This is a genomic window from Janthinobacterium glycogeni (assembly GCF_051380725.1).
Classification (GTDB): Bacteria; Pseudomonadota; Gammaproteobacteria; order Burkholderiales; family Burkholderiaceae_D; genus Janthinobacterium.
This window is the reverse complement of sequence record NZ_JBNYXP010000005.1, coordinates 301724-321927: the sequence shown is the minus strand read 5'-3', so window position 1 is coordinate 321927 and position 20204 is coordinate 301724. Positions and strand designations below refer to the sequence as shown.

Sequence of the window (20204 nt, the reverse complement as noted above, 5' to 3'; positions counted from 1 at the left end):
ATAGAAGCCGGCCCCCGCTTATGGCAAGGGGCCGGAAAAAATACTCTACAGCTTGGCCCGCAGGCCAAAATAATACTGGCGGCCGTTCGAATACAGGGCCGTCGGCTGGTCCTGGTTGGCGCCGTAATACTTGAGTACCGGATTATTCAGGTTCAGCACATCGAAGGTCAACGAATAGCGCTCGTTAATCTTGTAGTTGAGCGACGCGGCCAGATTGCCCACGCCATGCACATACTGGGGCGAGCTGCTGAACAGGCCGGCCAGGAAGCTGGAGCGGTAGGTATACGCCAGGCGCGCGCTCAGGCGCTCATCCTCGTAATAGCCTTCCAGGTTGTAGGTGCCGCGCGAGCTGCCGACCACGGCCGCGCCATCGTCGGCCTTGCCATTCGTATAGGTGTAATTGCCCACCACGCCGAAACCGCCCCACAAGCCCTGCTGGTAGCTGAGTTCCACACCCTTGTTCCTGGCGCCGATATTCGTCGGCGACTGGATCACATAGGTGTTGAATTTCTTGAAGGTATTATTGTAGTAGCTCACGGGCGCCGTGCCGAACGTCACATACGATTTCATGTCCATGTAGAACGCGCCCACGGACAGCATGGCTTTCGGCGCGAAATACCATTCCAGGGTGGCGTCGTAATTGGTCGAGCGTATCGGTTTCAAATCCGGATTACCGCCAGTGCCCGTCAGCAACTGGTCGTTCAGGTTGACGGCGCCCACCAGTGCGCTGTAGTCGGCGCGCGCCATGGTTTTCGCCACGGCCGCGCGGGCCACCAGGTCCTTGCTCAGGTCAAACTTGATATTCGCGCTCGGCAGCACGTCCGTATAGCTGTGCTTGACGATGGTGGGCGTGTAAGTGCCGAAGATATTTTCCTGGCCGATAGGTTTCTCGCCGCCCGGCACATTCGTCACCGTCGTCTGCTGCGTGCGCACCACGCGCACGCCCACATTGCCGCGCCACTTGTTGCCTGCCAGGTTGGCCATGATGTAGGCCGCGCTATCCTTTTCCTTCACGTCCAGCTCGGCCGGCCAGTTGCGCGAATTCGGCCCGCCCGAATTGTCGTACTTGTTGGCCCAGGTCACCAGGTCGGCCGGATCGAGCTGCCAGTAGCGGCCCTGCGCATTGCCGCCCAGCCCCTTGCCGTAGTCGCCGGGATAGGTGCCGCCATTCCACTTCGGCAAGGGCGCATTCGTCGTGCCGTCGCACACGGCGCAGCTGCGGTTTTCCGGCCAGGCCACGTTGCGGTGGTGTTCCGCGTAACGCGCGCCGAATTTCAGCGATTCCAGCACGCCGTAATCCATGCTCAGCTCGCCATCGGCCTGGGCGTATTTTTCCGTGTCCAGGGTTTCCACATGCGAACCCCAGGCCGATGCCGTGACCACGTTGGAAAAACTGGAAATGTCGAGACCGGGGAAATTCAGCCTGGCCGGCGACAGGCCGTTCAGCTGGTACGACACGCCCACACCCGTCAAGCCTGCCTCATAGCCCAGGTCGACTGGCGTCTCGCCGATGCCGCGCGTGTAGCCCAGGCTGCCCGTGATGCGCAGGCGCTCGCTGGCGCGGTAGCTGCCGTTGAAGTCCACATACGCGGTCGAGGAGTTCGAGCCGGGACGGTAGATCTGGTCGACCAGGGCTGGATACAGCTGGCCGTTGTACGGCGTGGTGGCGTTGGCGGTTGGAAATTGTGAGGCGGGAAAATCCGCCGCCACCAGGGTGTTGTTCTTGACGGTGAACGTCCCGGGAATCACGCCCACGTGCTTGCCGTCATTGTCGACGGCATTCAGGTTGGCGCCCGGCTGGTTATAAAAGCTGCGGTTGTAATTGGCCGCATCCAGTTTCGAATAAAAGCCGTTGACGTCCAGCATCAAATCGGAGGTCGGCTTGAATTGCAGGTCGATGCTGCCGCCCTGGCGCTTGCGCACCTGCTCGAACAGGGCCGAGTTGATGCCCAGCGGCGCCAGCACGCCGGCCAGTTGCGGATACTTTTGCGCAGCCGGGCTGTTGGCGTCGATGGCGCCATAGCCGAAGAATTCCTGGCCGTCGCGGCGTTCGTGGCGTTTTTCGGAAAAGACCTGAAACAGCACGCCCATGGTCTTCGCTTCGTTCTTCCAGTTGAACAAGGCATTCATTTGCGGATCGGTCTTGCCCGGCAAGTCCGCATAGATCGCCTGCACGGCCAGCTCGGCCGTAAACGGTTGCTTGAAACTGAGCGGCTTGCGCGTCTCGATATTGATGGAGCCGGCCACGCCCCCTTCCACCAGGTCCGCCTGCGCGCTCTTTTGCACGGTGACGCGGCTGACGATTTCCGATGGCAGCAAGGCAAAGCTGACGCTGCGCCCCACCGTGCCCACCTGGTCCGTGACGAACCAGTCGCCCGTGCCCACGGCGTGGCCATTGATCAGGGTTTGCGTCAGGCTGGGGCTGGTGCCGCGGATGCTGACCCGGTCATTTTCCGAAAAACCGCCCTCGCCGCCGGCCGACGAGGAAATATTCACGCCCGGCACGCGCTGCACGGCGTCGGCCACGTTCTTGTCGGGCAGCTTGCCGATGTCTTCCGCGCTGACGACGTCGATCACGGAATCGCTGTTGCGCTTCTGGCTCAGCGACTGCTCCAGCGAGGCGCGGATGCCGGTCACGACCACTTCCTGCATCGGCGGAGCGGCGGACTGGGCCTGCTGCGCCTGGGCCGCCATGCTCATGGACAGCAGGGCGGTGGCGGCGGCGATGGGGTGCAATACGGGATGCAAACGGCTGTTCATAGACTCCTCGATTATAGGTATGCCCACCGGACGGTGGAACGGTTTTATATGAGTACAGACGGCAGGCGCCCTGCCATGGCGCCGAAAAAAAAGGCAAGCCCCTGAAACAGGAACTTGCCTTGAAAAGACCGAGGAAGACCGGGCCTGACGCGGGCGCATCAGGCCTGATCGTCGTGCTTACAGTTTGCCGCGCAGGCCCAGGTAGAAGGTACGGCCATTGCTATAGAAAGCGCGTGGCTGATCCTTGTTTTCCGCGTACATCTTGATGGTTTCATTGGTCAGGTTCAGCGCATCAAACGTGATCGTGAAGTGCTCATTGATCTTGTAGTTGAGCGAACCGGCCAGGGTGCTGCTGTCGTCGACGTGCTGGCTGGCGCCACGGTCCACGCCCGCCTTGTAGGCCGAACGATAGTTGTAAGCCAGGCGTGCGCTAAAACCGTGTGCTTCGTAGAAAGCGGTCAGGTTATAGGTGTTTTTCGATGCATTCAGCAATTCGCTGCCATCGTTCAACTTGCCGTCGGCGTAGGTGTAGTTGGCCAGTACGCCAAAATCACCGAATACCGGTTGCTGATAGCTCAGCTCGACACCCTTGTTCTTGCCCTTGGTGTTGTAGGACTCGGTCACCTGGAACACCCTGTCAGCACCGACCTTGGTATTGAAATAGGTGGCGTTGATGTTACGTTGCGCCACGATCGAATTCAAATCCATGTAGAAGATACCGGCCGAGACCGCCGATTTTGGCGCGAAATACCACTCGGCACTGACTTCCGCATTGTTCGAACGCACAGGATTGAGGTTAATGTTGCCCTTGGTGCCACTCAGGGAATCCTCATTCAGCGAAACGGCGCCGCCCAATGCGCTATAGTCAGGACGCGCAATGGTTTTGGCCAATGCCGCGCGCACCACGAGATCGCGGTTGACATCAAACTTGATGTTGGCGCTAGGCAGGAAGTCGTTATAGCTGCGATCATAGGTATTCTGCGAGTACGCACCGAAAGCGGAACCGGTGATCGGGCCGCCACTGGAATTGACCGTCGTGGATTGCTTGGTATGGACCGCGCGCACGCCGAAGTTACCGCTCCAGTTGTCGCCCGCCAGATTGGCCATACCGTAGACTGCCTGGGTCTTTTCCTGCAGCTTGAATTCATCGCGCCAGTTGTGGCGTGCTACGCGGTCCGGATTGCGGTTGCCGGGGATTGCCGCCCATTTTGCCAAGGCATCGCCGTCATAGCGGAAATAATTGGTAGGCAAATTGCCGCCCAGGTTGGAAGCGAAATTACCGGGATACAGCGTGCCGTTCCAGATTGGGCCCGCACTGTCCAAACCTGTCGCGCCGGGACCCGTTTCAAATGGATGCTCGGCGGTGCGTTTATGGTCAGTGAAGCGTGCACCAAACTTGATGGAATCCCAGATGCCGCTTGACAGGCGCAATTCGCCATCGATCTGGGTATACAGTTCCTTATCGACCGACTGCGATTCCCCGCCACCGATCCATGCCGTGCCCAATGGTGCGGTGGTCGTGCCGCCTGGGTAGGCGACGGTAGCCGGACTCATGCCATTGAGCGCGTAGTTCATGCCGCCATCGACCTTGTTCTGGTAGTAGACATCATCACGGTCGTAGCCCACGCCGTGGGTCTTGCCCAGCTTGCCTGTGAAGGTCAGGTCCTTGCTGGCGCGGTATTTGAAGTTGAAATCGAGATAATAGGTTTCGCCACCGGCGTCCGGGCGATAAATATTATCGACTTCGCCAGCATTCTTCGTGAAGTTCGCCGCCACGAGCGTATTATTGCGCACCGTGTAGGACGTCGGCACCATCCCCGCATTAATCGAGCCACTTGGCGCGGCCAGATGGTTGGTGTTCGAATGCGGCGCCTTCAGCTGCGAATAGAAGCCATTCAAATCCAGCGTCAGATCCTTGTTCGGCTTGAATTCGACGTCAAACGCACCGCCTTCGCGGGTTTTCTTTTGCTGGAAGAAACTCGCGCCGATGAAGGTAGGAGCCAGGACACCCACCAAGTCAGGATGTGCCTTGGCAGCAGCCTTGTCGGCGGCAATCGCCGTGTAACCGAGGATCTCCTGCCCATCGCGACGCACTTCCGACTTTTGCGAGAAACCCTGCACCATGATGCCCAAGGTATTGTCGTCGTTTTTCCAGTTCACCATACCGGAGAATTGCGGCTGGGTTTTCTCCGACAGGTCATTGTAATTGGCCTGAATCGAGCCTTCGGCGGTAAGCTTGTTCTTGAATTCCAGGGGACGGCGGGTGATCACGTCGATCGCACCGGACACGCCGCCTTCCACCAGATCGGCGGTGGCGCTCTTTTTCACCACTACCGAGCTCACCAACTCGGATGGCAGCAAGGAAAAACTGCTGCTGCGGCCCACGTTGCCGCCGAACTGGTTCAGCACGAACCAGTCGCCCGTGCTGATGGCGTGGCCATTGAACAGGGTTTGCTGCAAGCTGGGGCTGGTGCCGCGCAGGCTGACGCGGTCGTTTTCGCCGAAGCCGCCTTCACCACCGGCCGACGATTGGGTATTCACACCTGGCAGGCGCTGGATCGCGTCAGCCACGTTACGGTCTGGCATCTTGCCGATATCTTCGGCCGTCACCACTTCCACCACGGAATCCGCGTTACGTTTTTGCTTCAGCGACTTTTCCAGCGAGGCACGCACGCCGGTAACCGTCACTACGGTGGACACGTCGTCGGCGGGTGCTTCCTGCGCCTGCGCCGAAAAGGCCATACCGGCGACCATCACGGCAACGGCCGTAGCGATCGGCGTACGGCTACGCGAGCCGGATTTCACGACGGCAGCTGCAGGTGTCAAATTGCGTTTCATGTACTCCCCCTTGATTTAGGCTCCAGGATTGGAACCTTTTCATTTTTAACGTAGGTCTTCTTTCCAGCCCGCCTACTCTTGCGGCATGCTGCAGACCCTTCGGCACAACCACTTACAAAACCAATTCAACGCCAATATACTACTATCCAATACCAGAACACTACCAGTTGCAACTTTTTTTTTATAACGTTGTTTGAATCACACAGACCACTTCAGCTAAATCAATTTGTAGCCCGTATGAGCGGGCAAAATACCAGCGAGGACTGACACAAATTGCCGGCCTGACAGTTCAAATTGGTTTTATAACGGCCTTTTTTGGTATTATCCAGCGACACAAAACAGATACAGAGCGCGTCTGCAACGCGCCGTAACGGAGACCTTCAGCGTATGACAACCCTGGCTCACATCATGCAAGGCCTGGGGCAGACGAGTAGCCTGCCCCTGTACCAGCAACTGCAGCGCGCGCTGCGCGAAGCGATCGACAAACGCATCCTCGGCCCCGACGAAGCCCTGCCGGCCGAGCGTCAGCTGGCCAGCGACCTGGCCGTCTCGCGCATCACCGTGCGCAAGGCCATCGATGGCCTCGTCAACGAGGGCTTGCTGGTGCGCCGCCCCGGCTCGGGCAATTTCATCAATACGCGCATCGAGAAAAACTTCGCCAAGCTGACCTCGTTTTCCGAGGACATGCGGGCGCGCGGACGCACGCCGCGCAGCGTCTGGCTCAAGCGCGCAGAGGGCACCGTCACGCCGGAAGAGGCCTTGCGCCTGCGGCTGTCGCCGGGCGCGCCCGTGTACCGTTTCCACCGCATCCGCTATGCGGACGAGGTGCCGATGTGCCTGGAATACGCGACCATCGTCGCCAGCTGCCTGCCGGCGCTCGACGCCGTCGACGTATCGATGTATGACGCGCTGGAACAGGCGGGCAACCGGCCCGTGCGCGCCTTGCAGCGCCTTAGCGCGCTTTTATTGACAGGAGAACAGGCCAGCCTGTTGCAGGCGGAGGAAGGCGACGCGGGCTTGTCGGTGGAAAGGCTGGGCTTTTTGCGCGATGGCCGCGCCGTGGAATTTTGCCGCTCCTACTTCCGCGGCGATATGTATGACTTCGTGGCTGAATTAAGTACCAATTAATACCAGCTGGCCCCATTTCACCAATACCAGATAACACCACTTATTGCAGTGCAATATCTATGCCGGCATCGCGGCTATATATGCACGGTCATGGTGCAATCATCGGCGGCGATTATGTGGCAGCCATGCGCAGAATATAAAGGCAGGCCGCGCCATGCGGTTTTGCGCATTGCAGCAAAACCTGATATTTCGCATCAGACAAAGGGCGCGGCGCGGCGTCCCGCGCATAGCAAAATCAGGCCCAGCGCCACGCATAGCCAGCCGAACAGCGGCCCCAGCCATCCCGCCCAGGTGGAGACGGACGCGTGCGCCGGCAGCGGTGCCAGCAAGGTGCTGCCCGGCATGGCACTGCTGGCCCGCTCCGCCAGCACCCGCCCATATGCATCGCTGACCGTCAGCACGCCCTCGCGCGCCGCGCGCAACACCGCATAGCCGTTTTCCACGCCGCGCACCACCGTCATGCGCGCGCCCATCCAGGCGTCCAGCTGGAAATCCCAGGCCGGCACCAGCATCGTTTGCGCCCTGGCCGCGCCATACGCGTGCCCCAGGGGCGCGAAATGCATGTCCTTGCAGATGGCCAGGCCCATGGCCTGCCCCGCCACCGGCTGCACGGCATACGCGCCGCCGGCAAGAAAATCGCGCTCGGGCGGCGCCAGATGGTGTTTTTGATAGCTGATGGGCGCGGCGCCGTCGGGCGCGAACTGCCAGGCCAGGTTGCGCCGGCCGGCGGCGTCCTGCACGCCGATACCCAGGGTAATCCACGCGCCCGTGCCGCGCGCCAGCGCCTGGAAACGCTGCCGCACGGCGTACGCCTGCGCGGGCGACAGCACGGCTATCTTTTCCGGCAACAGCACCAGCCTGGCGCCCTGCCCGGCCAGTGCTTCGACGTGGCGCGCATACTGATCCCAGACGGCTTGCGCGCGCGCCGGCGGCGTGGCCGGGCCGATGAAATCGTCGATGGCCACGAGCCCCGCCAGCGGCCCGCCTGGTCCTGGTGCGCCCTGCACGCGCCAGGCGCCAGCGGCGAACGCGACCGCCAGCAACAACACGGTCGCGCCCGCCGCTGGCGCATACGCGCGTCCGCCGGCCAGCAGCAAGGCCAGCGCGGACGGCGCCAGGCACAGCACAAACAGCAGGCCAGGCACGCCCGCCAGGGCCGCCACCTGCAGCACGGCAAGGTTATCGGCTTGCGAATACGCAAGGCTGCCCCAGTTACCGTCCGGCAGCAAGGCCGCCATCAAGGTATCGATGGCCACCCACAGCACGGGATACGCCAGCACCGTCCAGCCGGAGCGGTAGCGCAGGACGAGACGCCGCGTGGCCAGCACCACCAGCAGCCACAGCAGTGCCTTGACGGTGATCACCGCCAGCACGGCCGGCAAGGGCATGAGCAGGCGGAAATACGCGACGTTGGAGGACAGGCCCAGCACGGCGGCCAGCAAGGTCATCCAGGCAGCATCGCGGCGCGACGAGCGCAGGGCCAGCCACAGCATGGGCAACGGCGCGCACCAGGCCAGCCAGCCCAGCGGCTGCGGCCCCAGCACCCAGTACAGGGGCAGCCCCGCCGCCAGCGCGGCGGCGATTTGCGACAGGCGCTGGCGCAGCGCGGTGGTGCCGGCGAACAGGGCCGGCGCAGACAAGGTATGGAGCATGCTCATGCTTTCAAGGGGAGCCAGATTTCCACGCCGCCGACGCCGCTGGCGGGATCGAATTGCCGGTCGTAGCGTTCAAAGTCGGGCGCGTCGGCCACTTCCAGCCCCGATTGGGGCAGCCACTGGTTCCACACCGTGCGCCAGGTAGCGCGGATGGTGGAAATGTGCCCGCGGTGGTGAAACACGGCATAGCGCCGCGGCGCGATGCGCAGCCGCGTCCAGCCCTCGGGAGCCTGGGAAAAGTCGCTCACCGGCATGGCGCACAGGTAATCGAAATTGCCCGCGTCGTCATTCTTGCAGCACACGCCATACAGCACCTGGCCGGGCGCCGCATGGGGCAGGAAGCGCTGCCACAGGGCGGGGATGCCGGCAGACGTTTCCGCGCGATACCGTTCCACGAGGCCCGCCAGCAGCAAGGCGGGGCCTTGCTCGAAACGGGGCGCTTCCAGGGCCACGCCAGGCGCCACATCCAGTCTGATGGCCTCCACCAGCGCGAGGTTGGCGACGTGGCGCTGGGCCCGCACCTTTTCCGGCGTGACATGGAACTGGTCGCGGAAGGCCCGCGTAAATGCTTCATGGGAGCTGTAGCCGGCCTGCAGCGCGACGGCGAGGATGTCTTGCGCGCCCTGTGCCAGTGCGCGGGCCGCCTCGCTGAGCCGGCGCGCCCGCACATAGCGCATCACGGAGTGGCCCGTGGCCAGGCCGAACGCGCGCGTCAAATGACACGGCGAGGCGCCGCCCACGTGGGCGATATCGCCGAGCGAGAGATTCTCCGCATAATGCGATTCGATATACCAGAGTGCCTTGGCCAGATAGTGCATGAACGCTTCCCGTTGAACGAGCAGCGACTGTAGCATTTTCGGAGCAAGAGGATTTGACTGGAATTGCGCAATACGCGCTTACTTTCTGGTGCGCTTTTCATGCACCAGCTGGCCGCTGCTGATGCGGGCCAGTTCGGCCATCTCCTGGGCGAGGAAGGCCAGCAGGTCGTCGATGCTGACGACGCCCGAGAGCGCGCCCAGGCTGTTGACCACAGGCAGGCGGCGGATGCCGTTGACGCGCATGCGTTCGATGATGTCGTAGACGTCTTCGTCTTCGCTGGCCGTGAGCAGCTGCGCGCTCATGATGTCGCCCACCAGCAGGCTGGCGGGGTCGAGACCGAGGGCGATGACGGAAATAACGATGTCGCGGTCGGTGAGGATGCCGATGGGGACGCGCTCGCCGTTCGGCTGTTCGGCGACGATCAGGTCGCCCACGTGGTGCTGGCGCATCAGCAGCGCCGCGTCCTGCACGCTGGTGTCACGCTGGCAATGGATGGTATGCAGGGTGCAGATGTCGCCGATACGCATGTCGCCACTCCGTTTGAGGCAGAGTGTCCACGCTACGCCAGCCCGCCGTGGCGGGTTTGAGGCAAATCAATGAAACGGTCTTACTTTTCTTCGGGAGGCGGCAGGAAGCAGGCTTCGACGATCTGCAGGTCGTTATCCTTGGCGAATTCGCGCACAAAGTGAAACGCCATCGGTTCGATCTCGCGCAGCTTGGTGTTGACCACCACCGACTTGACGCCGTTGACGACGGTCGGGCGCACGTAGGGCGAATACTGGAGGTGCGCATTGCGCCCGCCGCCGTCGGGATTGAAACAGGACATCACTCCGCAAAGGCGCTCGGCCCAATCGCTGGGTCGGAATTGCTTGCCATTGCTGGTGAGACCAAGGATGAAGAACTCGTCTGAGAGTTCCCCTGTTTTTTGAGATAACTCGGCCATGTGGCTTGTCGGGACTGGATTGCGTGAATGGCCCCGGCGGGTAGGCCGGGCTGGTAATTCAACTACGTTTGCTGCGGTAAGCCAGTATTATATCTTATAGAAGACTTGGGTTCTACCTCGATCTGCCCTGACGATGCAAACAGGGGCCGGCACGCTTGCGCGCCAGCCCCTATTTTAACCTTGTTCCACGCGCCAGGCGCATGGATGGCGCGTGTGCGCCTGCGTCAGCCGAGGAAAACGGCGCCCGACATCAACAGCAGCAACAGCATCCACAGCAGCAAAGCGCGCCAGACGAGGCCCACCGTGCTCTGCAAGGCGCGCGCGCCCGGCTCTTCGCCTGGCAAGATATCGCTCTCGCTGTCGCTGTCATCGACGGCCATGTCCGGCGTGACGAGCACGCGCGCGGCCGTTTCCGCCGGCGTGCCCAGGCGTACGCCCATGGCGCCGCCGCCGGCCGTCAGGATGATGCCGATGGACTCGTCCTGCCAGCGCTGGGCGAAATTGCGCCAGGCGTAAATGGCGTCCTCGAAATTGCCGACCACGGCAAACGCCACGGCCGTCAGGCGCACGGGGATCCAGTCGATCCAGTAAAAGGCGCGCGCGGCGAACTGGCCGAACGCTTCATTGCGCATGTGCTCGGGCTCGTTCCAGGCGCGCGCCAGGTATTCGGTCACGCGGTACATCACGGCGCAGGCAGGGCCCAGCGGCATGAGGAACCAGAAGAACACGCCAAACACATTGCGGTGCGTGGTGATCAGGGCTTTTTCCACGGCGATGCGGGCGATCTCGCTCGCTTCCATGCCCACCGTGTCGAGCTTGGTCCAATCGGCCAGCAAGGTGCGCGCGGTCGCTTCGTCGCCGGCGCTCAGGGCCAGCTGGATCGAGGTGAAGTAATGGCTGTAATGACGGAAGCCCAGGGTCAGGTAGACGATGAGGACGTTCCAGGCAAAGGCCAGCAGGGTCAGCTGGTAGTGGAGCAAGATCCAGTACACGCCCGCCGTCGGCACCATCAGCGCGCCGATCATCAGGAACCAGCCCATGCGGCCATGGCTGGCGTGGCCGGCATTGAACCAGGTCTCCATGCGCATTGCCAGGCTCTTGATTTCGGCGTAGATCGGATTGTCCGCGCGCAAAGGTTTGAGCTGCTCGATCAGCAATGCGCAAAGTATGGAGAGAAATGTCATCAAACGTCCTTTTTGTCTTTTTCAGCAATACCGCAATGCCCGCTACGATAGCGCAGTGCAGTGCTGGAATCAAACTTATTACGTGCGGGACGCCATTTTACGCGCGCAAGAGGTGAAACAGATTGCGCAGCATGCCGGCAGTGGCGCCCCAGATGTAGAAGCGCTCGTACGGCATGGCGTAGAACGAGCGCCGTCCGCCGGGCAATTCCACCGACAGGCGCTGATGGTTAATGCCATCCATCAGGAAGGCCAGCGGCACTTCGAAGATTTCCGCCACTTCCGACGGGTCCGCGCGCAGCTCGAACGGCGGTGTCACCAGCCCCACCACGGGCGTGACCTGATAGCCGGTGCCCGTCAGGTAGTCGGGCAGGCAGCCGAGCACTTCGATGTGCTCGCGCGCCAGGCCCACTTCTTCTTCCGTTTCGCGCAAGGCCGTGGCAATGGGCGACGCATCGAAGGCTTCGCTGCGCCCGCCGGGAAAGCTGACCTGGCCCGCATGGCTGCTCAGGTGGTCCGTGCGCATGGTCAGCAAGATGGTCAAGCCCTGCGGCCGTTGCACCAGGGGAATAAGCACGGCAGCGCGCACGGGCACGGCGCGGGCGGAGAGGAAATCCTGGGTGATCTCGGGCTGCCAGTCCGGCTGCTCGGCCAGGCGCCGGCGCAGCCAGTCCGGCGCCAGGCGCACGGCGTCCAGCGCCGCCTCGCCGGCGATCGAATCGATGGCGAGTTGTTTGGGATCAAATGCAATGGTGGCCATGGCAGCTTGCCTCAATAGCAATTCAGAATAAAAAAGGGGCGCCGAGAGGCACCCCTTTTCCCAACGCAGACGCTGATATTACGCGCTTGCTTTCGCCACAACGCGGCGATTTGGCAATTTTTCTTTGATACGCGCCGATTTACCCGAACGCTCACGCAGATAGTACAGCTTGGCGCGGCGAACATCACCACGGCGTTTCACTTCGATCGAAGCGATCAGCGGCGAGTACAGTTGGAACGTACGCTCGACGCCTTCGCCGGACGAGATCTTGCGAACGATGAAGTTCGAGTTCAGGCCACGGTTACGACGGGAGATAACGACGCCTTCGTAAGCCTGGGCGCGCTTGCGCGTGCCTTCGACTACGTTGACGCTGACGATAACGGTATCGCCTGGTGCGAATTCAGGAATGGTTTTACCCAGACGAGCAATTTCTTCCTGCTCTAATTGTTGAATCAAGTCCATTTTTATAACTCCGAAAACCATCATGCCGGCGCACTGTGGATAGCAAGTATCCGCCCGGTAGAGGATGGGTAACACAATATGGGCAACATGCCCGGCACTACTGGCCACCCTGCCGGCCGTCCGGAGACGGCTTACAGGCTGGCCAAGAATTTTTCGTCGGCCTTGCTGAGCAAGCCGGCGGCGCGCGCACTGACCAGCAGGTCAGGCCGCTTTGTCGCGGTCGCTTCCAGCATGCGCTGGCGGCGCCACTTGACGATCTCGGCATGATTGCCACCCATCAAGACGGGCGGTACGGCCATGCCTTCATATGTTTCCGGCCGCGTGTAGTGCGGCGAATCGAGCAAGCCATTGACGAAGCTGTCCTCGATGGCCGATGCCTCGGTGTTCAGGACACCCGGCAACAAACGGATCACCGCATCCATCAGCGCCATGGCGGGCAATTCACCGCCCGACAGGACGAAGTCGCCGACGCTGACTTCCTCGTCGACGCAACGGTCCAACAAACGCTGGTCCACGGCTTCATAGCGGCCGCACAGGATCACCAAACCAGGTTCGGCTTTCAGCTGCGTGACGCGCTCGTGCGTCAGCGGACGGCCTTGCGGCGACATGAACACCACACGGGGCGCCGCCAGTCCCAGTTCGGTCTGGCGTTGCTTTGCGGCATGAATTGTCGCTTCGAGGGGACGCGCCATCATCACCATGCCGGGGCCGCCGCCATACGGGCGGTCATCCACGGTGCGGTGATTGTCGGTCGTGAAATCACGGGGATTCCACAAGGACAAGCCACATTTCCCCTGCTCGAAGGCGCGCCGGGTCACACCCGACTGCGTCAGCGCGGCAAACATTTCCGGGAACAGGGTCACGACATCAAATTGCATCGCTCGCCATCCTGAAAATATTGCCTGGCGCAAAGTTACGCGCAGGCGGTTTAATAATCGAGGCCCCAGTCAACCGTGATCTTGCTGGCAGCCTTGTCAACGTTAATGACAAACTGGCCAACAAACGGGATCAGGCGCTCAGGCGCCTTTTCAACGGTCTCATCGGCATTGGCGACGGGCGTAACGCGCAAGATCGACTGCGGACCATTGCTCATCATGTCGTGCACTGTGCCGAGGCACTCGCCTTGCAAATTCTCGACTGTCAGTCCGATCAGATCGGACCAATAAAATTCATCGGCCGACAGCGTCGGGAAATGGCTACGCGGAATTTGCACAGACACGCCTTTCAGCGCTTCTGCGGCATCCCGCCCGACCACACCCACCAGCTGGGCCACGACGTCGCCGCCGTGTAACTTCGCTTGCCTGACTTGAACATCATGCAAGGTCGGTTTATCAAACCACCAGGTTTTGACGCTTAATAATGCATCCGCGTCGTCGGAGAAAGGAGTGATCCTGACTCCGCCAGCAATGCCATAGGCACCGGAGACATAGCCTACCTGTACCAGGTCATCGGGGACTTTCACCCCGGATGCAGTCTTGACCGTCAAACCAGTGATCTAATTAAGCTGCTGCTTTGCCGTTGCTGGCAACCAGGCGAGCAACGGTTGGCGACAATTGTGCGCCAACGCCTTGCCAGTAGGCCAGACGGTCTGCGGTGATACGCAGTGGAACTTCGCCACCTTGCGCCATCGGGTTGTAAAAACCGATACGCTCAATGAAGCGACCATCGCGGCGATTGCGCGAATCAGTAGCGACGATGTTGAAGAACGGGCGCTTCTTGGCGCCTCCACGAGCTAAACGAATAACGACCATAATATTTCCAAAAAGTGTGCTGAGGCGGAAAAAGCCGCAAATTATAGCGCGCTTTACCGCCAGGCAGCAAGCGTTATGATGACGGGCGTGTAATTTGGGCTAATCAAACATTATGACCAGTCAGGGCCGAAGACGCAATAGGCGTCTGCGTCTATCGTGCCGGCCATGGCTTGAACTCACGCGAAATCATTGTATAAACGCCACAGGAAAGTGCTATCGTTGTGCGAGGCAATGGCCGATACTGGCAATCTTTACTGATGAGCAACTCTGGAGTCCCATGACCACCGCCACCATTTTGCAACAGTCGCACAAGAACAAGGCCTTCACCACCTTGCTGGCCTTTTTGCTGGGCATGCTCGGCGCGCACCGCTTCTACCTGCACGGCGCCAAGGACCGCTGGGGCTGGCTGCACCTGGCCGCCCTGCCCGCCTCCCTGCTGCTGCGCCAGCTGTTTCCCGAAGCGGACTGGTTTTACCAGATACTGCCGCTGACCCTGTCCGCCCTGGGCGGCTTCCTGGAAGCGCTGGTGCTGGGCTTGATGCCGGACGACAAGTGGGACGCCCGCTACAACGCCGCAACAAGCCGGCAATCGGACACGGGCTGGCCCCTGGCCGTGGTGCTGGTCGCTACCTTGATGCTAGGCGCAGGCGTGCTGATCGCCACCATGGCGCGCCTGTTCGACTTGCTGTACACGGGCGGCGCCTACGGTTAATTTCCGTATGAAAATTACATCATTTCCCGCGCCCCGCACGCACATGTAAGTGTTGGTAAGCAATCATGATTTTCCTCTATACTGCATTCACAATGCCGACATTACTGGCACATTCCACACCCCTAGGAGAAGATCATGATTCGTCGCCCACTCATCCTCGCAGTCGCCGTCACGGCCCTGTTCAGCACCTCCGCCTTCGCGCAAAACCTGTCGCCGAAGGCGCAATACGCGTACGACACGAAGCAAGCCAGCACGCGCTACGCGGACGACAAGAAATTGTGCGCAGAAGAAAGCAGCTCGAAAGCCCGCATGCAATGCCTGCGCGACGCCAAGGGTGAATACGACCAGGCCATCATCAACGCCAAGGCCGCGCAAAAAGCGGGCAACTCCTACGCCAGCCAGCCTTCCAAGCAGCCGCAGCATCAGATCTGCGCCGAGTGCGGCAAGGTGCTGGCAGTCAACGTCACTGAAAAAGCCGGTGAAGGCGGCGCGCTGGGCATGATCGGCGGCGGCGTGGCCGGCGCCCTGCTGGGCCGCCAGGTCGGCGGCGGACGCGGCAAGGACCTGGCCACCCTGGCCGGCGCGGCTGGCGGCGCGTACGCAGGCAAGCAAGTGGAAGGCCACATGAAGAACGCCAAGACCTGGACCGTCACCGTGCAATACGAAACGGGCGCCAAGGCCGATTTCGCGTTTGACCAGGATCCTGGCCTGGCCGCCGGCGATCTGGTGCGCAACTCGGGCAATGGTATCGCCCGCAGGTAAGATATGGGGTCAGACCCGTCGGGGGTGTCAGTTCCAATGGAACTGATACCGATCTCGAAGAGACTGACCCCGGCATTTGTCTTTGGGGTTAAAAAAAGCGCTGGAGAGTGATCTCCAGCGCTTTTTTGCATTCAGCCAGCTTCCGCTGGCCAAGTTTCAACTTAAAACTGCTCTTCCGACAAGGCCATCACGCCGGCGCTGCCGTCGATGATGGTGGCGCGCAAGCCCGGCGCCTGCGACAGGATGTGGTCGGCAAAGAAGCGCGCCGTGGCGATCTTCGCCTTGTAGAACGAGGCGTCGCCACTGCCCTCGCCCAGCCTTTGCTGCGCCACCACGGCCGCGCGCGCCATTTGCCAGCCGCCCAGCACGATGCCGGCCAGTTTCAGATACGGCACGCTGCCTGCAAACACGGCCTTGATGTCCGTCTTCATGTTCGCCACCACGTATTCGACCACGGCTTCCAGCGCGGCGCTGCCTTCGGCCAGGTGGCGCTGCATGGCCTGGAAGTCGGCGCCGGACAGCTCGCCCAACTGGACTTCCGTGGCGCGCACCTGGGCGATGATGGCTTTCGCCACGGCGCCGCCGTCGCGCACCGTCTTGCGACCCACGAGGTCGTTCGCCTGGATGGCCGTCGTGCCTTCGTAAATGGTGAGGATCTTGGCGTCGCGGTAATGCTGGGCGGCACCCGTTTCTTCGATGAAACCCATGCCGCCATGCACTTGCACGCCGTCGCGCGTGACGTCCTGCGACATTTCCGTGGCCCAGCCCTTGATCACGGGCACCAGGTATTCATACGTCGCCAGGCTTTCCGCCCGCACGTCGGCGTCCGGATGGTGGTGCGCCACGTCGCTGATGGCCGCGCCCACGTAGGACAGCGCGCGCGCCGCCTCTGTCTGCGAGCGCATGGACATCAGCATGCGGCGCACGTCCGGGTGGTGAATGATGGAGACGGGGCCTGGCGAACCGGCCAGGTCGCGCGACTGCACGCGGTCCTTGGCGAACGCCACGGCCTGCTGGTAGGCGCGCTCGGCCAGGCCGATGCCTTGCAGGCCCACGCCGAAGCGGGCCGCGTTCATCATGATGAACATGTATTCGAGGCCGCGGTTTTCCTCGCCCACCAGGGTGCCGATGGCGCCGCCGTGGTCGCCGAACTGCAATACCGCCGTGGGGCTGGCCTTGATACCCAGCTTGTGTTCGATGGACACGCAGTGCGCGTCGTTGCGCGCGCCCAGGCTGCCGTCCGCGTTGACGAGGAATTTCGGCACGATGAACAGCGAAATTCCCTTCACGCCGGCCGGTGCGTCCGGCGTGCGGGCCAGCACCAGGTGGACGATGTTTTCCGCCATGTCGTGTTCGCCGTACGTGATGAAAATCTTCGTGCCGAACACTTTATAGGTGCCGTCGCCCTGCGGCACGGCGCGCGTGCGCACGGCGGCCAGGTCGGACCCCGCTTGCGGCTCCGTCAGATTCATGGTGCCCGTCCACTTGCCCGACACCAGGTTTTCCAGGTACGTGGCCTTCTGTTCGTCGCTGCCGGCCGTCAACAGCGCTTCGATGGCGCCGTCCGACAGCAGGGCGACCAGGGCGAACGAGATGCTGGCGGAGTTGAGCATTTCGATGCAGGGCGTAGCCAGCAGCTTGGGCAAGCCCTGGCCGCCAAACTGCGTCGGATGCTGCACGCCCTGCCAGCCCGCTTCGCCATACGCCTTGAAGGCGTCCTTGAAGCCCTTCGAGGTGGTCACTTGCCCGTCGTGCCAGAAGCTCGGTTCCTTGTCGCTGGGGCCGTTCAAGGGGGCCACCACGCCGCCGCAGAATTTGGCGTTCTCTTCCAGCACGGCTTCGGCCGTATCGGGCGTGGCGTCTTCGCAGCCAGGCAAGGTATGGATTTCGGCCAGGCCGGCCAGTTCCTTCATCACGAACAACATGTCTTTCAGCGGGGCTTGATAGCTCATCTTCTCTCTCCAAGAAAAAAGCCACGCGCGGCTCGCCGTGTAGGGCGGGCCGGCGTGGCTTTGTCAATAACAAAACCGGAATGGGTGCGACTTAGCCCAGTTCTTTGACCAGTTGCGGCACGATCTCGAACAGATCGCCCACGATGCCGTAGTCGGCCACGGCAAAGATCGGCGCTTCCGGATCCTTGTTGATGGCGACGATGGTCTTCGAGTCTTTCATGCCGGCCAGATGCTGGATCGCGCCCGAGATACCGACGGCGATGTACAGCGATGGCGCGACGATCTTGCCCGTCTGGCCCACTTGCCAGTCGTTCGGCACGAAGCCGGCGTCGACGGCGGCGCGCGAGGCACCCATGGCGGCGCCCAGCTTGTCGGCCAGCGGTTCCAGGATATGGAAGTTCTCGGCCGAACCCATGCCACGGCCGCCCGACACGATGATTTTCGCGGCGGTCAGTTCAGGACGGTCGGACTTGGCCAGTTCGCGGCCCACGAAGGCCGACTTGCCCGCGTCGGCAACGGCGGCGACGGTTTCCGTGGCAGCCGAACCGCCGGTGGCGGCAGCGGCGTCGAAACCGGTGGTGCGCACGGTGATGACCTTGATCTTGTCGCCAGATTGCACGGTGGCAATCGCGTTACCGGCATAGATCGGGCGCTCGAAGGTGTCGGGCGAATCGACCTTGGTGATTTCCGAGATTTGCGCCACGTCCAGCTTGGCGGCCACGCGCGGCAGGATGTTCTTGCCGTAGGCGGTCGCTGGCGCCAGGATGTGGCTGTAGCTGCCGGCGATGGCCAGTACTTGCTCGGCCACGTTTTCGGCCAGGCCGTCGGCAAAATATGGCGCGTCGGCCACGATGACTTTCGTCACGCCGGCGATTTGCGCGGCGGCAGCGGCGGCAGCCGATGCGTTCGAACCTGCGACCAGTACGTGCACGTCGCCGCCGCACTGGGCGGCCGCGGTCACGGTGTGGTGGGTGCTGCCCTTTAAGGTAGCGTTGTCGTGTTCAGCAATAACTAATGCGACCATGATGTGTCCTGTAATTGTTCTGGATAAACGGCGAGGCCGCGCTTAGATGACTTTGGCTTCGGTACGCAGCTTGGCGACCAGGGTGGCGACGTCCGGCACCTTGATGCCAGCCGAGCGCTTGGCTGGCTCGACAACTTTGAGGGTCTTCAGGCGTGGCGCAACGTCGACGCCCAGGTCTTCCGGCTTGACGGTCTCGAGCGGCTTTTTCTTCGCCTTCATGATGTTCGGCAAGGTCACATAGCGCGGCTCGTTCAAACGCAAATCGGTGGTGATGATCGCTGGCAAGGTCAATGCCAGGGTTTCCAGGCCGCCGTCGACTTCGCGCGTGACAGTGACTTTGCCGTCTTCCAGCACGACTTTCGAAGCGAACGTGGCTTGCGGCCAACCCAGCAGGGCAGCGAGCATCTGGCCGGTCTGGTTGCTGTCGTCATCGATCGCCTGCTTGCCCAGGATGATCAGTTGCGGCTGCTCTTTCTCGGCCAGGGACTTCACCAGCTTGGCCACGGCCAGCGGTTCCAGTTCGGTCGTCGTTTCCACCAGGATGCCGCGGTCGGCGCCGATGGCCATGGCCGTGCGCAGGGTTTCCTGGCACTGCGTCACGCCGCAGGAGATGGCGACCACTTCGGTGACCTTGCCGGCTTCTTTCAGGCGCATCGCTTCTTCCAGCGCGATCTCATCGAAAGGGTTCATCGACATTTTGACGTTGGCGGTATCGACGCCAGTGCCGTCACTCTTGACGCGGACTTTGACGTTATAGTCGACCACGCGTTTGACGGGTACCAAGACTTTCATAGCTATGCCTTTGGGAAATTATAAAAATGACGGATCAAGTGCTGATTGTGCGTTCGATTATAAGAGAAATTTGAATCCTGAACCGAATTTAAGCACGATCGTGCGATTTTTTGTTAGAGCAATCCATCTAAACTGTCCAGCTTTGGGGATTTCAGGAGAGTCCGCCGCTACGCTGCAGGGCAGCAAAAGGGCTGGTTCGGGAAGGAAAACCAGGCCGCGCCACGGCGGCCCCGGCTGGCAGAATTATTTGCGTTGCATCAGGAAGACGAATTCGGTGCCCGTCTGCACGTGCGACAGCAGGGCATTGCCCGTTTGCTTGGCGAAAGCCTGAAAGTCGCGCACGGAACCGGGATCGGTTGCCATGATGCGCAGCACTTCCCCGCTCTGCAGCTCTGACAAAGCCTTTTTCGCCTTCAGAATCGGCAACGGGCAATTCAAGCCCCGCGCGTCGAGTTCTTTGTGAAATTCCATAATCTCGGTATCAAGTAGTGTGTCGCTCATCATCAATATCCCACCATTGTTTTGTTGTACTGATTTTCGACATACTACTCTAAATCAGGGGCATTGACGCGCTGCACCAAAATAGTTCATCGGCTGTTGTGGTGTCACAACGAGATGCCACACGGCAAAACGGCCCGCAAACACCGTCTGCGGGCCGTTTTCAA

19 protein-coding genes are annotated in these 20204 nt (G+C 61.4%); 3 read left to right on the top strand and 16 right to left on the bottom strand.

The features are described 5' to 3' along the window. Positions 1-45: 45 nt before the first annotated feature. Entirely contained in the window at positions 46-2760 is a 2715-nt protein-coding gene (locus ACQ4W4_RS14350; protein WP_436542569.1) for a TonB-dependent receptor, read from the bottom strand. 177 nt (positions 2761-2937) lie between these two features. After that, positions 2938-5598: a TonB-dependent receptor gene (locus tag ACQ4W4_RS14345; RefSeq protein ID WP_436542568.1), complete on the bottom strand. Its 2661-nt coding sequence runs from the start codon at positions 5596-5598 to the stop codon at positions 2938-2940. A 387-nt stretch (positions 5599-5985) separates the two neighbouring features. Here ACQ4W4_RS14345 and ACQ4W4_RS14340 point away from each other — a divergent pair, with 387 nt between their 5' ends. Continuing rightward, positions 5986-6726, top strand: a complete 741-nt coding sequence (locus tag ACQ4W4_RS14340; protein ID WP_034759852.1) for a GntR family transcriptional regulator — start codon at positions 5986-5988, stop codon at positions 6724-6726. A gap of 194 nt (positions 6727-6920) precedes the next feature. On the opposite strand, the gene ACQ4W4_RS14335 is transcribed toward ACQ4W4_RS14340, so the two are convergent. The 10 genes from ACQ4W4_RS14335 to rpsP all read right to left on the bottom strand — a co-directional run bounded on the left by ACQ4W4_RS14335 (position 6921) and on the right by rpsP (position 14297). Then, positions 6921-8384, bottom strand: coding sequence for a nitrilase-related carbon-nitrogen hydrolase (locus tag ACQ4W4_RS14335; protein WP_436542567.1), 1464 nt, complete (start codon positions 8382-8384; stop codon positions 6921-6923). Next, the gene (locus ACQ4W4_RS14330; RefSeq protein WP_436542566.1) at positions 8381-9199 is read right to left on the bottom strand and encodes a GyrI-like domain-containing protein; all 819 of its coding nucleotides are present in this window, start codon (positions 9197-9199) and stop codon (positions 8381-8383) included. Before ACQ4W4_RS14330 ends, ACQ4W4_RS14335 begins: the two co-directional genes overlap by 4 nt. Positions 9200-9277: 78 nt before the next feature. Further along, positions 9278-9727, bottom strand: coding sequence for a CBS domain-containing protein (locus ACQ4W4_RS14325; RefSeq protein WP_070221849.1), 450 nt, complete (start codon positions 9725-9727; stop codon positions 9278-9280). Between the two features lie 80 nt (positions 9728-9807). After that, positions 9808-10143, bottom strand: coding sequence for a DUF3579 domain-containing protein (locus tag ACQ4W4_RS14320; RefSeq protein WP_070221850.1), 336 nt, complete (start codon positions 10141-10143; stop codon positions 9808-9810). Positions 10144-10367: 224 nt separating this feature from the next. Then, complete coding sequence (locus tag ACQ4W4_RS14315) at positions 10368-11327, bottom strand: CobD/CbiB family protein (protein ID WP_436542565.1); 960 nt, start codon at positions 11325-11327, stop codon at positions 10368-10370. A 97-nt stretch (positions 11328-11424) separates the two neighbouring features. Continuing rightward, entirely contained in the window at positions 11425-12084 is a 660-nt protein-coding gene (locus ACQ4W4_RS14310) for a CoA pyrophosphatase (protein WP_436542564.1), read from the bottom strand. A 78-nt stretch (positions 12085-12162) separates the two neighbouring features. Then, positions 12163-12546, bottom strand: coding sequence for a 50S ribosomal protein L19 (gene rplS / locus ACQ4W4_RS14305; protein ID WP_010395528.1), 384 nt, complete (start codon positions 12544-12546; stop codon positions 12163-12165). A 131-nt stretch (positions 12547-12677) separates the two neighbouring features. Then, entirely contained in the window at positions 12678-13424 is a 747-nt protein-coding gene (gene trmD / locus ACQ4W4_RS14300; protein ID WP_436542563.1) for a tRNA (guanosine(37)-N1)-methyltransferase TrmD, read from the bottom strand. A gap of 50 nt (positions 13425-13474) precedes the next feature. Continuing rightward, positions 13475-14032, bottom strand: coding sequence for a ribosome maturation factor RimM (rimM, locus tag ACQ4W4_RS14295; RefSeq protein ID WP_436542562.1), 558 nt, complete (start codon positions 14030-14032; stop codon positions 13475-13477). Positions 14033-14045: 13 nt separating this feature from the next. Further along, positions 14046-14297 carry a 30S ribosomal protein S16 gene (gene rpsP / locus ACQ4W4_RS14290; protein WP_076567307.1) on the bottom strand — a complete coding sequence of 84 codons (252 nt, stop codon included), beginning with the start codon at positions 14295-14297 and terminating at the stop codon, positions 14046-14048. 277 nt (positions 14298-14574) lie between these two features. Between rpsP and ACQ4W4_RS14285 the strand changes: the two genes are divergently transcribed. Beyond that, positions 14575-15009 carry an NINE protein gene (locus ACQ4W4_RS14285; protein WP_436542561.1) on the top strand — a complete coding sequence of 145 codons (435 nt, stop codon included), beginning with the start codon at positions 14575-14577 and terminating at the stop codon, positions 15007-15009. Positions 15010-15144: 135 nt separating this feature from the next. Then, entirely contained in the window at positions 15145-15771 is a 627-nt protein-coding gene (locus tag ACQ4W4_RS14280) for a glycine zipper 2TM domain-containing protein (protein ID WP_436542560.1), read from the top strand. Between the two features lie 161 nt (positions 15772-15932). Here the strand turns inward: ACQ4W4_RS14280 and ACQ4W4_RS14275 are convergent, their stop codons facing one another. The 4 genes from ACQ4W4_RS14275 to ACQ4W4_RS14260 all read right to left on the bottom strand — a co-directional run bounded on the left by ACQ4W4_RS14275 (position 15933) and on the right by ACQ4W4_RS14260 (position 20010). Next, positions 15933-17723, bottom strand: a complete 1791-nt coding sequence (locus ACQ4W4_RS14275; protein WP_436542559.1) for an acyl-CoA dehydrogenase — start codon at positions 17721-17723, stop codon at positions 15933-15935. A 91-nt stretch (positions 17724-17814) separates the two neighbouring features. Continuing rightward, positions 17815-18747, bottom strand: a complete 933-nt coding sequence (locus tag ACQ4W4_RS14270) for an electron transfer flavoprotein subunit alpha/FixB family protein (RefSeq protein ID WP_436542558.1) — start codon at positions 18745-18747, stop codon at positions 17815-17817. Positions 18748-18789: 42 nt separating this feature from the next. Beyond that, positions 18790-19539 (bottom strand): electron transfer flavoprotein subunit beta/FixA family protein, encoded by a 750-nt coding sequence (locus tag ACQ4W4_RS14265; RefSeq protein WP_034759884.1) that lies wholly within the window; start codon positions 19537-19539, stop codon positions 18790-18792. Positions 19540-19782: 243 nt separating this feature from the next. After that, positions 19783-20010: a sulfurtransferase TusA family protein gene (locus tag ACQ4W4_RS14260; RefSeq protein ID WP_010395510.1), complete on the bottom strand. Its 228-nt coding sequence runs from the start codon at positions 20008-20010 to the stop codon at positions 19783-19785. Positions 20011-20204: the final 194 nt, after the last annotated feature.

Coding starts and splice junctions, on each gene's coding strand:
- ACQ4W4_RS14350 (WP_436542569.1), bottom strand. CDS start 2,760: ATGAACAGCCGTTTGCATCCCGTATTGCACCCCATCGCCGCCGCCACC.
- ACQ4W4_RS14265 (WP_034759884.1), bottom strand. CDS start 19,539: ATGAAAGTCTTGGTACCCGTCAAACGCGTGGTCGACTATAACGTCAAA.
- trmD (WP_436542563.1), bottom strand. CDS start 13,424: ATGCAATTTGATGTCGTGACCCTGTTCCCGGAAATGTTTGCCGCGCTG.
- rpsP (WP_076567307.1), bottom strand. CDS start 14,297: ATGGTCGTTATTCGTTTAGCTCGTGGAGGCGCCAAGAAGCGCCCGTTC.
- ACQ4W4_RS14270 (WP_436542558.1), bottom strand. CDS start 18,747: ATGGTCGCATTAGTTATTGCTGAACACGACAACGCTACCTTAAAGGGC.
- ACQ4W4_RS14340 (WP_034759852.1), top strand. CDS start 5,986: ATGACAACCCTGGCTCACATCATGCAAGGCCTGGGGCAGACGAGTAGC.
- ACQ4W4_RS14275 (WP_436542559.1), bottom strand. CDS start 17,723: ATGAGCTATCAAGCCCCGCTGAAAGACATGTTGTTCGTGATGAAGGAA.
- ACQ4W4_RS14310 (WP_436542564.1), bottom strand. CDS start 12,084: ATGGCCACCATTGCATTTGATCCCAAACAACTCGCCATCGATTCGATC.
- ACQ4W4_RS14315 (WP_436542565.1), bottom strand. CDS start 11,327: ATGACATTTCTCTCCATACTTTGCGCATTGCTGATCGAGCAGCTCAAA.
- ACQ4W4_RS14335 (WP_436542567.1), bottom strand. CDS start 8,384: ATGAGCATGCTCCATACCTTGTCTGCGCCGGCCCTGTTCGCCGGCACC.
- ACQ4W4_RS14345 (WP_436542568.1), bottom strand. CDS start 5,598: ATGAAACGCAATTTGACACCTGCAGCTGCCGTCGTGAAATCCGGCTCG.
- ACQ4W4_RS14325 (WP_070221849.1), bottom strand. CDS start 9,727: ATGCGTATCGGCGACATCTGCACCCTGCATACCATCCATTGCCAGCGT.
- ACQ4W4_RS14260 (WP_010395510.1), bottom strand. CDS start 20,010: ATGGAATTTCACAAAGAACTCGACGCGCGGGGCTTGAATTGCCCGTTG.
- ACQ4W4_RS14320 (WP_070221850.1), bottom strand. CDS start 10,143: ATGGCCGAGTTATCTCAAAAAACAGGGGAACTCTCAGACGAGTTCTTC.
- ACQ4W4_RS14280 (WP_436542560.1), top strand. CDS start 15,145: ATGATTCGTCGCCCACTCATCCTCGCAGTCGCCGTCACGGCCCTGTTC.
- ACQ4W4_RS14285 (WP_436542561.1), top strand. CDS start 14,575: ATGACCACCGCCACCATTTTGCAACAGTCGCACAAGAACAAGGCCTTC.
- ACQ4W4_RS14330 (WP_436542566.1), bottom strand. CDS start 9,199: ATGCACTATCTGGCCAAGGCACTCTGGTATATCGAATCGCATTATGCG.
- rplS (WP_010395528.1), bottom strand. CDS start 12,546: ATGGACTTGATTCAACAATTAGAGCAGGAAGAAATTGCTCGTCTGGGT.